The organism is Virgibacillus ihumii, assembly GCF_902726655.1.
Lineage (GTDB): Bacteria > Bacillota > Bacilli > Bacillales > Amphibacillaceae > Lentibacillus > Lentibacillus ihumii.
Genome location: NZ_CACVAN010000001.1, coordinates 2136304 through 2150956, shown reverse-complemented (window position 1 = coordinate 2150956; position 14653 = coordinate 2136304). Strand labels below are relative to the sequence as shown.

At 32.6% G+C, this 14653-nt stretch carries 13 protein-coding genes; all 13 read left to right on the top strand.

The features are described from left to right. The first annotated feature begins 2 nt into the window (after positions 1 to 2). Entirely contained in the window at positions 3 to 1133 is a 1131-nt protein-coding gene (wecB, locus tag HUX68_RS10415) for a non-hydrolyzing UDP-N-acetylglucosamine 2-epimerase (protein ID WP_174614764.1), read from the top strand. Beyond that, positions 1130 to 2329, top strand: a complete 1200-nt coding sequence (locus HUX68_RS10410; protein ID WP_174614763.1) for a glycosyltransferase — start codon at positions 1130 to 1132, stop codon at positions 2327 to 2329. The genes wecB and HUX68_RS10410 overlap by 4 nt, the downstream gene beginning before the upstream one ends. A 233-nt stretch (positions 2330 to 2562) precedes the next feature. Continuing rightward, complete coding sequence (gene wzy, locus HUX68_RS10405; RefSeq protein WP_425509516.1) at positions 2563 to 3753, top strand: O-antigen polysaccharide polymerase Wzy; 1191 nt, start codon at positions 2563 to 2565, stop codon at positions 3751 to 3753. Positions 3754 to 3769: 16 nt separating this feature from the next. Continuing rightward, positions 3770 to 4507 (top strand): sulfotransferase domain-containing protein, encoded by a 738-nt coding sequence (locus tag HUX68_RS10400; protein ID WP_174614761.1) that lies wholly within the window; start codon positions 3770 to 3772, stop codon positions 4505 to 4507. Between the two features lies 1 nt (position 4508). Beyond that, positions 4509 to 5405, top strand: coding sequence for a sulfotransferase family protein (locus HUX68_RS10395; RefSeq protein ID WP_174614760.1), 897 nt, complete (start codon positions 4509 to 4511; stop codon positions 5403 to 5405). Between the two features lie 65 nt (positions 5406 to 5470). Beyond that, positions 5471 to 6235, top strand: a complete 765-nt coding sequence (locus HUX68_RS10390) for a polysaccharide deacetylase family protein (RefSeq protein ID WP_174614759.1) — start codon at positions 5471 to 5473, stop codon at positions 6233 to 6235. Between the two features lie 55 nt (positions 6236 to 6290). Then, positions 6291 to 7193, top strand: a complete 903-nt coding sequence (locus tag HUX68_RS10385) for a sulfotransferase family protein (protein ID WP_174614758.1) — start codon at positions 6291 to 6293, stop codon at positions 7191 to 7193. Positions 7194 to 7249: 56 nt separating this feature from the next. After that, complete coding sequence (locus HUX68_RS10380; RefSeq protein WP_174614757.1) at positions 7250 to 8479, top strand: flippase; 1230 nt, start codon at positions 7250 to 7252, stop codon at positions 8477 to 8479. A gap of 638 nt (positions 8480 to 9117) precedes the next feature. Further along, on the top strand, positions 9118 to 10047 hold the full coding sequence (locus HUX68_RS10375) for an LCP family glycopolymer transferase (protein ID WP_174614756.1): 930 nt from the start codon (positions 9118 to 9120) through the stop codon (positions 10045 to 10047). Between the two features lie 372 nt (positions 10048 to 10419). Next, positions 10420 to 11394: a LacI family DNA-binding transcriptional regulator gene (locus HUX68_RS10370; protein ID WP_174614755.1), complete on the top strand. Its 975-nt coding sequence runs from the start codon at positions 10420 to 10422 to the stop codon at positions 11392 to 11394. 134 nt (positions 11395 to 11528) lie between these two features. Continuing rightward, positions 11529 to 12812 carry an ABC transporter substrate-binding protein gene (locus HUX68_RS10365; protein WP_174614754.1) on the top strand — a complete coding sequence of 428 codons (1284 nt, stop codon included), beginning with the start codon at positions 11529 to 11531 and terminating at the stop codon, positions 12810 to 12812. A 63-nt stretch (positions 12813 to 12875) separates the two neighbouring features. Next, complete coding sequence (locus HUX68_RS10360) at positions 12876 to 13754, top strand: carbohydrate ABC transporter permease (RefSeq protein ID WP_174614753.1); 879 nt, start codon at positions 12876 to 12878, stop codon at positions 13752 to 13754. After that, the gene (locus HUX68_RS10355; protein WP_174614752.1) at positions 13754 to 14602 is read left to right on the top strand and encodes a carbohydrate ABC transporter permease; all 849 of its coding nucleotides are present in this window, start codon (positions 13754 to 13756) and stop codon (positions 14600 to 14602) included. The genes HUX68_RS10360 and HUX68_RS10355 overlap by 1 nt, the downstream gene beginning before the upstream one ends. Positions 14603 to 14653: the final 51 nt, after the last annotated feature.

The following is a 14653-nucleotide window of genomic DNA, read 5'->3' as shown; positions in this document are numbered from 1 at the left end:
CAATGAACAGACTCAAAGTTATGACAGTTGTTGGTACAAGACCGGAGATCATCCGACTTTCAGCCGTTATCAATAAATTGGAAGAATCTGATGCGATTGAACATACACTTGTCCACACTGGTCAGAATTATGATTATGAACTAAACGAAGTATTTTTCAATGATTTTAATCTGAAAAAACCTGACTTTTTCCTTAATGCTGCAACCGGAACGGCTGTTGAAACAATTGGAAATATTTTGGTGAAGGCAGACCCAATAATGGAAGAAGTAAATCCGGACGCTTTTTTGGTCCTAGGCGATACGAATAGTTGTCTTTGTGCAATTGCAGCTAAGAGAAGACAGATTCCTGTCTTTCATATGGAAGCTGGTAATAGGTGTTTTGATCAGCGTGTACCTGAAGAAACAAACAGAAAGATTGTAGACCATACAGCAGATATTAATCTTACATACAGTGATATCGCTAGGGAGTATTTGTTGAGAGAGGGATATCCTCCAGACAGGGTTATTAAAACAGGAAGCCCGATGTTTGAAGCGCTGAATTCTAAAAAAGAAGATATTGAACGTTCAGATGTAGTTGAGAGACTGGGTCTTCAAGAAGGAAAATATTTTGTTGTATCTGCCCATAGAGAAGAGAATATTAATTCTGAAGAAAATTTTTATAGTCTAGTAGAAAGTTTAAATGCTATAGCTGAAAAATATAAACTACCTGTAATTGTTAGCACTCATCCTAGAACAAGAAATATGATTAATACTAGGGGAGTACAATTTGATCCTTTAATCAAAACTATGAAACCTTTAGGTTTTAATGACTATATAAAGCTTCAGAAAAAAGCCAAAGCAGTTCTAAGTGACAGTGGTACAATAAGTGAAGAATCATCCATTCTTGGAATCAGGGCATTGAATATCCGTCAAGCTCATGAACGACCTGAAGCAATGGAAGAAGGTTCTGTTATGATGGTTGGCCTAAAAAAGGAACGGATACTACAGGGGTTAAAGGTTTTAGAATCACAAATGAACGATACATTACGACTGGTCGAAGATTATAGTATGCCAAATGTTTCCGACAAAGTTATGAGAATTATATTATCCTATACGGATTATGTAAATCGTGTTGTTTGGGGGAACACCAAGTGAAGGTCTTACAAATAAACTCAGTATGTGGTGTTGGCAGTACAGGAAGGATTGCAACAGACATTCATAACATACTGGTTTCAGAAGGACATGAAAGTTATATTGCATATGGTAGGGGAGAAGCAAAAAACTGCGATAATGCTATAAAAATCGGGACAGATATCGATAATTATGCTCATGTAGGATTAACAAGAGTTTTTGACAGACATGGATTTGGTTCAAAAAAGGCTACAGCTGATTTTATACAAAAAGTTGAAAAACTGAATCCAGATATTATTCATTTACACAATATCCATGGATATTATATAAATATTGAAATATTATTCGATTATCTTAAAAAATCCAACAAGCCAGTGATATGGACACTGCATGATTGCTGGGCTTTTACAGGACACTGCACACATTTTGATTTTGCTGGTTGTGATAAATGGAAAACAGGTTGTTTTAGTTGCCCTGAGAAGAACTCATATCCCAAGAGTAATATACTAGATAATTCAAAATTAAATTATAAACAGAAAAAAAAGATTTTTACAGGATTAGAGAATATGACAATAGTGACTCCTTCAAATTGGCTTGCTGGGTTAGTAAAGGAATCGTTTTTAAGTGAATATCATATTAAAGTGATAAATAATGGAGTAGATTTAGATACATTTAAACCTGTTAAAAATGATTTTAGAAAACAATATAATTTAGAAGACAAATATATTGTTTTAGGCGTTGCTGGTGTTTGGAATGAGAGGAAAGGGTACTATTACTTTCTCGAATTATCAAAGGAACTTAAGTCAGATGAAGTAATAGTTTTGGTCGGAATTACACAAAAGCAAAAAGAAAAATTACCCAGTAATATTGTCGGGATTACACATACAAACAATGTAAATGAACTGGCAGAAATATATACTACATCTGATGTATTTGTGAATTTAACTCTCGAGGATACCTTTCCAACCACGAACCTCGAGGCAATAGCCTGTGGCACGCCAGTGATTACTTTTAATACTGGGGGGAGTGTCGAAAGTATAGATGTTAATACAGGTATCATTGTAGAAAAAGCTAACCTAGAAAACCTGCATAATTCAATAAGAATAATAAAAAGGAATTATGTTAGGGACTACTATCAATCATGTATTAATAAAGCCGCTAGCATGTTTAATAAAATAGATAAATTTTATGATTATGTAAATTTATACGAAAGAATTTAATTAGCATAGTAGACAATATTAATTGGCTCAAATGCTTTATGTTTATTCTTTAAGTATGAAGGTAAAGGAATTGGTTTAATGGAAATAAACAAGGGTAAACTCAACAATTATATTTTTTGTCTATTTATGTTTATTGTTTCCTTATATATTATACTATCGATGGATATTATTCCGAATTTGGAGTTCTTTTAACTAATTTTTTGATTATACTTTTTAGTCTTGTATTTATGTTTGTGGGAGATAGATATAATTACAGTTTAAATAAAATTTTTTATCTTTTTTCTTTTTTCTTTTTTGGAATTGCCCCTATTTTACAGTTTCAATATGGAATTGTTATGTGGGGAGGTACAGGATTTAACGTAGATAGCTTTTATCATTTAAATATTTTAATTTTACTTATACTTTTTCTTTATCAAGGATTTTATTTTATCTTTTCTAAGATAGAAATATTTTCTAGTAAAAAGCTAAAAAATAAAAAGCAAAATATGCAAATTTCCAATAGAGGTTTGCTTTTGATTTCATTTTTAGCATTGTTAGTAACATTACACATTAATAATTACAGTATTGAAAATTTAATTTTCAGGTCAACAAATTTATTGGAAGACACTTCAATAAATCAATCAGTATATCTAATTTTTTCGAAGTTTTTGTTACCAATTCCAGTTATAGCATTGGTGATATTTAAAAAGTTTGAACTGGAAGGAAAATTAATTGAAATCTTTTTAGTTGGAATTGTATTAATTACTAATTTTCCGACCTCAAATGCTAGGTTTTATATAGCCGCAATGTATATCCCTTTGTTAATTGTTTATTTTCAACAATTTAATAAAAAGTACTTGTTATTAAATAAGCTAATAATGATAGGTTTGCTTATTTTATTTCCTTTACTCAATCAGGCAAGGAGAATTAGTAGTTTAAGTGAGGTTAAATTTACCCTTAATTTTGAAATGTTTTTGAAAGGACATTTTGATACATATCAAATGTTTATGAAAGTTGTTGAAAATGATATTGTGACAATGGGAAGTCAATTATTAACTTCATTGTTCTTTTTCATTCCTAGTTCTTTGTGGCCTGAAAAGTCGATAGGAAGTGGAGCGTTTGTTTCTCATTTGCTAGGTCTTTCTTATGATAATGTTTCGATGAATTATTTTGGAGAAGGCTATATTAATTTTGGATATATTGGAATTTTGATGTTTATTATCATCTTGGCATTTATTAATGCTAAAATTGACAGATCCTATTGGCATAATTTAATGAAAAATAAAAAGAACTTACTCTCGGTTATTTATTTATTTTTATTAGGTTTGGAGTTTTTTATTTTAAGGGGGGCGCTGTTAAGTTCTTTTGCTTATACTGTAGGTATAGTTTCTAGTATTCTTTTTGTATTTATTATTTGTAAAAAAAGGATAATTCGATCTAGTTAAAGGACGGTTAATAAATTTGAAAAATATAAATGAATTAAAAAAAGATATGGGTAATAGATGGATGTACGGATTAAAAAAAGTGATTCAAAAAAATGGCTTTTTGTACAGTAGTTACAAATATGTATTTGAAAGAAGTTCATATTACAGAAATATAACAAAAAAAGTTACGGATATTTGTATAGAAGCATATCCTTCAAGTGCGAATACATATTTGATGTTTTTAGTTTTAAATTTAAATAAAGATATATATATTTCTCATCACACACATACAATTGCGAATATGAAGTTAGCAATAAAAATGAATAAGCCGTGTGTAGTAGTTATTAGGAATCCACTCGATGCAATTTCCTCATATATTTTTCGCTTCAATAGTGAAGAAAGTGAAAATAATAAGGTGTTGATTAGAGCAATAGATGAATATTTTGAGTTTTATAAATTTGTTCAAAAGAATATCGAAAATGTGTACTTGGTGACGTTTGAAGATTTAATTGATAACACAAGTGATGTGATGGTCGAGTTACAGAACTATACTAATTTAGAATTAAACATAGAAAATATTGACATGGAAGTGTTAATAAATAAATCGTTAAATGATGTCAAAAATAAAGCTGAAAGAAAAGGTAGGAGCGGGAAGGGCTCTGTTCCAAGTAAAAGCAAAGAAATGGGTAAAAAAGTAGTCAAAAATAAAATTAAAAATTTTTCTACTTATCACGAATCATTAGAATTGTATAATTCATTAATTAAGGAAGGTTAGAATGAAGAAACCAAATTTTTTTATAGCAGGTATTTCCAAAAGTGGAACAACATCGTTACACAATTATTTGGATATGCATCCAGATATATTCATGTCCAAATTCAAAGAACCTCAATTTTTTATTAATGAAATACTTGAATTTCCTCATAATGGCCCCGGAGATCGCACTGAAGAAGATATTGTAAACACTGAAGAAGAGTATGAGAATCTATTTAAGGGTGTAACTGATGAAAAAATAATTGGAGAATCTTCTTCAGATTATCTGTATTATGAAGAGAGTGCTTCAAAAATCAAAGCATATTCAAATGATGCAAAAATTGTATTAATGTTAAGGAACCCAGTTGATAGGGCTTATTCCGCTTATACTCATTTAACAAGAGATGGAAGAGAAACTAAATCCTTTGAATATGCGCTCAATATGGAGGAAGAGAGAATAAGAAATAATTATGGTTGTATGTGGCATTTAAAGGCTATGAGCTTATATTATAAAAAGGTAAAGCATTTTATAGATGAATTTGGAAAGGACAACGTTAAAGTAATCATTTTTGAAGAGTTTAAAAATAATTCCTCTAAAGTGTTGAATGAAATTTGTGATTTCTTAAACATCGAACGTTTTAATTACGATGAAGTAAAACTTGTAAACTATAATACTTCGGGTGTTCCAAAAAATAAAAAGCTGTTATCTTTGTTACAGCAGGGTTTTCTTAAAAGATTGATTAAGGTATTAGTTCCAAAAATTGAATCCCGTGAAAAAATCAAAAAAATGTTATATTCACGAATACTAAAACGAGAGAGTATGAGTGAAAGTACTAGGATGGAATTAATAAATTACTTTAAGAATGACGTTAGAAAATTGGAAGAGTTTTTAGACGTTGATTTAGCCCATTGGTTGAATTGAATCTCACAAGTAGAATGATTATTTATAATAAATAATATGCATATGCAACTAAGAAGGTGTATTTATTGAAAAAATCCACAAAAAAAATTATATCTGGAGTAAGTAAGCTGATTAGCAAGCCGAATCCGGTGAACATTTATTATCATGATATTACTCTCCATTCTGGAGAAAGTTATATGAGAATAAATAAAGAAAAATTTTATTCACAAATGAAATTTCTTTATGAAAATAATTATGAAACCCTATTATTCTCAGATATTAAAAAAGGAAATAACCCTACAAAAAAAAGTATACTTATAAGTTTTGATGATGGTTTTGAATCAAATTATGAGTATGGCATGAGTATTTTAAAAAAGTTTGGTATAAAAGCAAACATTTTTCTAACGTTAGATTACATTGGAAAAGAGGGATATCTAACTTGGGATATGGTTAAAGAAATGCACGATTCGGGATTAATAGAATTTGGGGCTCATACCAAAACTCACTTAGACTCTAGATTAATTAATTCGAATAATTTTAAGGAAGAAATAAGATCCGTAAATGAAAACATAGAAAAGCATTGCGGTTATCAAGTTGAGGATTTTTGTTTTCCGTATGGTATATATAATCGAAAGGTTCTTAAATATTTTAACGACTTTGGAATATATAAAAGAGTTTACACTTCGGATATGTGTAATCCCAAAAAAATGAGTTTTTTAAAGCCAGTGGGAAGAATAGGAATTAGGGATGAAGATGATTTAGAAGATTTTTCAAACAAAGTCAAAGGAAATTATGTCAGTATCTATTATTTGAAAAGACTGCGTAGATTATTTAATTACAATGGTATTTAAATTAAGCTATTGAGTTAATATGTAATTATTTTTGGTGTTAAGGTGGTAATATTTTATGGGAATTAATAAGGTACCAAACTTATTCATAGTAGGTGCTGCAAAAGCTGCAACTACTTCTGTTTACAAATATCTTAGGAATCACGATGAAGTTTTTTTTCCGGACCATAAAGAACCAAACTATCTATCAAGGGATTATAAACAATTCCCTCATCAAGGTCCAGGAGATTTAGTTTCCGACAAAGAATGTATTGATGATGAAGTCGAGTATTTTAATCTCTTTAAAAATAGAAATGAGAAAATTATTGGAGAGGCTTCAGTTGATTATTTGTATTATTATAAAACGGCTGATAAAATCTTTGAGCTTAACAATGAGGCTAAGATTGTTATATGCTTGAGAAATCCCATGGACAGAGCCTTCTCAGCATACTGGCATCTTGTGAGTGACGGAAGAGAAACCCTATCTTTTGAAGAAGCGTTGAATAAAGAGGATGAGAGAATAAATAATAATTTTGAATATATATGGCATTATAAAACAACTGGTTTATATTATGAACAGGTTAAATATTATATAGAAAAATTTGGACAAGAGAATGTATATCTATTAGTATATGAGGATTTTGCACAGGATCCGCACTATTATATAAATGACGTACTAGAATTTCTTAATTTGAATAAATTAGTTGGGGAGGCTAATTATCACAGAAATAATCCGAGTGGTGTGCCAAAAAATAAATTGGTAAATAATGTTGTGCGAAATCAAAATGTATTAAAGTCGCTTCTTAAGCGCGTACTCCCAGTTAATTTCAGACAGGAATTGAAAGCAAAAATTTTAAATAAGAATCTCACAAAACCAGATATGAAATCAGAAACAAGAAAACACTTATTACAATATTATATGGTTGATATTGAAAAGTTAGAGAATTTAACAAGTTTAGACTTAAAAAAATGGTTATTATAACTCCAAAGCAATAAATTTTTGGGTCTATTGGTTACAAAGAAATAGGGATGGTAATAGTGCACATTGGCATAATAAAAAATAAAATTAATAATAGTGGATTCATTTTAAAAATAATCGAGTCATTTTTTGGTAGAGGTTCATTCCTATTATTCACTTTATTATTTTCATTTGTTTGTACGAGACTTTACGGTGCAGAAATTTTTGGGATATTTACATATGCCTTTACCTTAATGCAAGTATTAATGATCGTTGCAACAGCGGGATTTAATAATGGTTTAATGTATTCAATTCCCAAAAATGGTTATAAAGATGTCAGTTTTAGCTTTGTAATTAATTTTCTGCTTTCAATTGTACTTATTGGAATTGTTTGGTTGGTAGTCGATGATATTTATATTAAATTAATGCTTCCCTTAATCTGGCTTTTATCTGCTGAGCAATTATTTTTTGGGATTTATCGTGCAGAAGGACAAATAAAAGAATATTATTATATCAATGGGTTTTTAAGCATGATCTTAAGAGTTACGTTGATTATTGGATTATATTTTATTACCGGTAAAAATGAATATAGTATCGCTATTGGTGTATATGGTTCGTTTTTATTATCAAATGTTGTTTATTTATTTAAGAATAGAAAAAAGTTTAGGAACGTTAGTTTTGATAAAGGTTATTTAAAGTATTCACTAACATTAATATTAGCTTCTATGCTAGGAACATTAATAAATAGGGTTGACATACTAATGCTGGGTAATATGACAAGCAATGCAGATGTTGGTGTTTATCAGATTGCTGTTCAGGTTTCAAATATATTATCCTCTCTCCTCTTAATCTTTAACACTGTATTTGCACCTGAAATATCAAGGTTATTTCATAATGGCAAAAAGGTTGAAATGAGAAAGCTTTATGTTAAAGCGGCGCGCATTTTAACAATTGTTTCGTTAGTTATTACAATCACATTAATAATAAGTAGTCATTACGTTCTTCTATTATTCGGGGATGAGTTTGTTCGAGGCCAAGATGCTTTAATATTAAGAAGTCTAGGGTATTTTGTTAATCTTGCAGTTGGTGGCGTCTGGATTATGCTTGCTATGACTGGAGAACCAAGGTTTCAAATGTATGCAAATATAATTGCTTTTTTTATCAATATTGTTCTAAACCTTATTTTAATACCAATTTACGGAATTACTGGTGCTGCATTTGCTAGTATGGTGACAATAATATTCACCAATATTACGGGATATATAATCGTGTCAAAAAAGTTTAATATAAAAGTTTTTAAGTTTTTTTAATTATCTACAATACTTTTGCTTCAGACAATCTCAATCATTAAATGTTAAAACTGGTGAGAAAATTTAATGTGCGATCTTTGCGAAAGAATGTACCAGTGTTTGCGGAGGGGTTTACCAGTGAAGTTATAAAGGTTGATTGCTCGTTTTTTTGGCTATTTACTCTCCCTCTATTCACCGGAGAATTAGGGGGAGCCATAAATTCCACTTAGCTTTGGAAATACTCTATTATGATCTTTCTGAACCTTTATGGATATCTTGTTTCGTCCAATTATGCGGGAGAGGTTCTTTCCCATAGATCTTCAGAAGCTTTTAATTCTGGGTGCCTAGTCACTTCCCGGAATTTGTCGATCTTATCGAATTAAATTATATATGTAACTTCAAATGAGCAGGTGCAAGGGGATAGTGACTTTAATTTAAGCTTTTGGTGAAATCGATGGTATTGAATTCCAGCCTGAGCTTGAAGATACCAAGGCCAATCGCTGGTTGACCAACATTGATTATCGATCCTAAGTGTTTGCCAAGTGGATCGAATATGAGTATTGAGGAGCAGGACAGGGTTATAGATCTTATTATGTCATTACTGAATAGGTCGAAAACTGCTTTAACAGATTAAGCAATTTTTGGAGGAAGTTGTATAAATGGTTACACGCCAGAAAGAGCATAAACGTGGAAAGAAAAAATGGATTTGGATAAGCTTAATTGTTCTGTTACTTCTAATAGGTAGTGGTTCTGCATATGCCTATTCCATTTACCACAATGTTAAAAGCACAGTTGATGATGAACTTCATAAGCCAGTTGAAGGTATTGACGTAACTGCTTCTCAAAAGAAGGTTAAGGAAAAAGAACCCGTCAATATTCTTTTGCTGGGTGTTGATGAAAGAAAACATGATAAAGGTCGCTCCGATACGATGATTGTCATGACTCTGGATCCTGCTCATAATAAGATGCAACTTTTAAGTATTCCGCGTGATACTCGAACTAAAATCATCGGGAAAGGATTCCAGGACAAAATAAATCATGCATACGCATTTGGTGGAAGTGAAATGTCTGTTGCAACTGCTGAGCACTTTTTAGATATTGATTTAGACTATTACGTTCGAATAAACATGGACGGTCTTGCTCAATTAGTGAATGCTGTTGGTGGCATTACGGTTAATAATGATCTGACATTCACACAGGGTGGATATACTTTTAATACCGGGAAATTGCAATTAAACGGTGATAAGGCCTTAGCCTACGCGCGAATGCGTAAAGAAGACCCAAAAGGAGACATCGGACGCAATCAAAGACAGCGCCAGGTTATTGAAGGGGTTATTAATAAAGGTGCAGGTCTGAATGTGGTAAACCGTATTGATAATATTATGGGAGTCTTTGGCGACAATATGGCAACCAATATGAAGTTTGAAGATATGCGGAATTTGGCAATGAATTATCGCAGTGCACGCAAGAATATAAACACCTATCAAATGGCGGGGAACGGTACCATGATTGATGGAACATACTATATGATGATGTCGGATGAGGAAGTTGCGAAGGCGCATAGGATGATTGCGGAGATTGGTGGGTGACTTCGTGTAAGATCGTAAGATTAATAAAACCTGTATAACGAAACAGGTTTTATTATATGTGTCTGAATATTCAATCGTTAATGTGTTAATGCGTTCATATACAGTAAGAAGTGATTATTAAATGACGAGTAATATTTTAAGGCTTTTTCATCGTATTTCGCTTCCATAATTATGTTAGGGAATTTCTCCGGAATAATGTAATGGCTGTGTCTTAAGAGCTATTACAATTTGTACCTATTCGGAAAAGGTATTAATAGTTGTATTTGCTTTTATATTTAAATATCCTTAAACTATATAAAATGAATTGCCAGAGATATGGTTAATTTTTTTTATTTGAAGATTATAATAAACAGATTGAACAGGAGGCACAACGTGAAGCCAAATATTGCTGATGTAGCAGAAGTTGCCGGTGTATCCCGGACAACTGTATCAAGAGTTATGAATAATCGTGGATACATAAGTGAGAAGACAAGAAAGAAAGTTCATGATGCAATGAAAAAATTAAATTATTTTCCAAATGATGTTGCTAGATCTTTGTATAGTAAGAAAACTTACTTAATAGGATTGATTTTTCCAACGACAAGCAATCCTTTTTATGGTGAACTCATTTTTCATTTGGAGAACCTTGCTGCATCGTTAGGTTATAAAGTTTTATTATGTAATAGTCAAGGACGAGAAGATAAAGAAAAGGCGTATCTGGAAATGCTGCAGCGAAATCAAGTGGATGGAATCATAGCTGGTGCGCATAATGAAGGTATTGAAGAATACGATAGTCCTTATTTGCCTGTTGTTGGTATAGATCGATACTTATCCGAGAAGATACCGGTTGTATCCAGTGATAACTATTCAGGGGGAAAGCTGGCTACTCAATTGTTAATTGAAAAAGGATGTACTAATATTCTACATATCAATGGGCCCATCTCACTGAAAACCCCCGCAAACTTAAGAAGGGAAGCATATGAAGATGTAATGAACAAAGAAGGGTTGGAGTCTTTTACGTATGAAGTTGAAATGGATGATTATTCAGTAATTAAACAATTATTTGATGAAAATCCCGATGTTCATGGCATTTTTGCCAGTGATGATTTAATAGCCTCTTATGTAATGAAAGAAGCAGCTGACAGGGGAATTAATATTCCTAATGACTTAAAGTTGGTGGGATACGATGGAACCGAAACTATTAGACTGGTCAGACCGGAATTAAGTACTGTTGTACAACCGATTAAGGAAATTGCTGAAAAGGCTGTTGAACTCTTAATTACTCAAATGAATAATATGGAAGAAGTGGTACCAACAGAAGTTACTTTGCCTGTAAAGTTATTGGAAAACGAATCAACAAGATCATAGTTTCCAGTTTTTAAAACAAAAAAATTTTAGAAAATTTATGTTAACCGGTTGACATATGAAACCGGTTAACATATTATATTAACTATATTTAAGGCAAATTTAATAGAATTTCATTTTTAGGGAGGTATCATAACATGAAAAAAATTATGGTGTTGTTCGCAGTCATAATGACAGCAATAACGTTGGCGGCTTGTGGCGATGACTCTTCTTCCAGTGATAATAAGGATGGAGTGTCGATTTGGGTGCATGTTTCAAAGGAAACCGAAGAGGGTGAAGCGATGCAAGATATTATTGATCGCTTTAATAAAGAATATAAGGGAAAGTATTCAGCAAATATTGAGTTTATTCCTAGAAGCGGAGCAGGTGGTGGATACGAGGATAAAATTAATGCCGCTTTAACCACAAATACTTTACCAGATGTGTTAACGTTGGATGGACCAAATACTGCTGCATATGCAGAGGCTGGTATGATAGCACCAGTTGGTAAATATATCACCAATAAAGATGATTTATTACCGAGCATCATTCAACAGGGAACATATAAGGATAAATTATATGCGGTTGGATATTCTGAGTCAGGTGTAGGGATTTTCTACAATAAGAAAATGTTGAAAAATGCTGGAGTTGATTTGTCCACATTACCAACAGTTAAGGATCCATGGGATTGGAATCAGTTTATGGAGCTATGTAAGAAGTTGAAAAATAAGTATAATGCCCCAGCAGTTGACATGGGATTAAATGATAAAAGTGAGTGGTTGATGTATGCGTTTACTCCTTTTTTGTGGTCCCAAGGCGGTAGTATTGTTAATGATAAAGGAACGAAAGCTACCGGATATTTTAATAACGAAGATGCAGTGAAAACGATGAATTTTATTCAGGATATGGTGGAGAAAGGATACACTACAAAAACGCCAGTTGAAAAAGGGTTTCAAACCGGTAAGTATCCGATGAAATTCACTGGATCATGGACGATTGCGGAAATGGAGAATAGTTATCCGGATGTGGAATACGGTGTTATGCCATACCCGACATCACCTGAAACCAATAATCTTGTCTCTCCATCAGGTTCCTGGCAATATGCAATGTCGGCAACAACAAAGAAAAAAGAGGCAGCAGGTGCCTTAATAGATTTTATGACTTCAACTGAGTCATTGACCGAAATCACTTTAGCGAATAGTGTACTTCCAGCAGCGAAATCAGTTGTAAAAAAAGTTCAGGATAAAGTTTCGCCACAAATGAAAGTGTTAATTGAACAGAACGCCAAAACAGCGCATGCACGACCAGTATTACCAGCATACCCTCAAGTAAGCAGAACCTTTCAACAAACGATAAGTGCTGTTACTTATCCAGATAAGAATGATGATATACAAAAATTATTGGATGAAAAGGCAGCACAAATCGATGAAACATTACAATAAAAGATTTGCATCTGACTTGGAGAATTTCTCCGAGTCAGATTCTTTTCAAAGGGGTTATCACAAATGAAGCGTTTTAATCTGAAGGGAAACATGGTAGCGTATTCCTTTTTATTACCAGCTTTAATTCTATTAGGTACTTTCTTACTTTTACCAGCATTAATGGCTGTATATTACGCGTTTACTGACTACTACTTGTTAACACCACAGGACAAAAATTTTGTGGGATTTGCAAACTTCATAGAACTCTTTAAAGATCCTATTTTCATACAAAGTTTAAAAAACATAACGTTATTTGTTGTGTGCGTTATTCCTGTGCAAGTTGGGGCAGCACTCGGTTTAGCATTGTTGATAAATAAGAACCGAAGAGGAAATATCTTTTTTAAAGTAGCTTATTTTGCACCAGTTGTCTTGTCTTTGGTTGTAATTTCAGTATTATGGCTGTATTTGCTTAATCCTTCTGAGGGGTTAATTAACGTCGTCTTAGAGAGTGTTGGAATAGATCCCCAACCGTTTTTGACAAGCCCCGACCAGGCCATGTATACGATTGTATTTGTATCTGCATGGCAGGGTGCTGGGTATCAGATGTTAATTTTTCTGGCAGGGCTTCAAAATATACCAAGCAGTGTATATGAGGCCAGTAAAATCGATGGAGCAAACAAATGGCAAAATTTCATTCATATTACGTTACCCTTGTTAAAGCCAACATCAATCTTAATTATGATTACTACGCTTATTGCAGCGTTTAAACTAATTATCCAACCAATGGTCATGACACAAGGTGGTCCAATGAATTCCACAATGACTCCTGTTTATTATATTTATCAAAGCGGTTTTTCAGACCGACTGATTGGTTATGCCAGTGCAATGACAGTAGTCTTTGGAATATTGATTGGGATCGTTACCTTAATCCAGAGCAGGATATCAAAGGAGGATAATAACTAATGAAAAAGTCAAAGTACTTGAAAAAGACTACAGAGTATTTGTTTTTATCCGTATTAGCATGTATTTTCATCTTTCCTATGATCTGGATGATTGTATCTTCCATGAAACCGGAATCGGAAATTTATTTGGACATGACCAGCATTCAGGCTTTGCTTCCATCACTTAATCCTTCTGAATGGTTTAATACATATCAGAAGTTATTTTCCAGGTTTGATATTCTCCAATATATATTTAATAGCGTCTTATATGCGGTAACGGTAACAGTAGGTTCGATTATCGTGAATGCCATGGCAGGATATGCATTCGCTAAGTTTCAGTTCTATGGTAAAAAGATTCTGTTTGCAATGTTAATTGCATTGTTGATTGTGCCGGCCGAAACACTTATTATTACGCAATTCACCATCGCACATGACTTAGGGATACTGAACACAAGAATAGCTGTTGTATTGCCGATGATTGCAAATATGTTTTTCATTTATTTGTTTACCATCTTTTTTAAAGCAGTTCCGGATGAAATCATCGAATCTGTGAAATTGGACGGGGGAAACTATTGGACTATCTTTTGGAGAATTATTTTACCTATGTCTAAACCTGCCGTGGCAACAGTAGGAACATTATCATTTATTGCAAGCTGGAATGATTACCTATGGCCATTGATGGTGCTGACCGATACGGAGAAGTACCCGTTACAAGTAGCTATAACAAATATTAATTCAACGCCACCTGTGTACACGAATCAGGTAATGGCGATTCTCACAATATCCACGATACCGTTAATTATCGTCTATATTGTAGCACAGAAATATATACTGCAAGGACTTGGTGGATCCGGTACAGGCATCAAGTAGTACGACTAGAATTTAATTAAAATATTAACCGAAAATGACGTGGAGGTATAT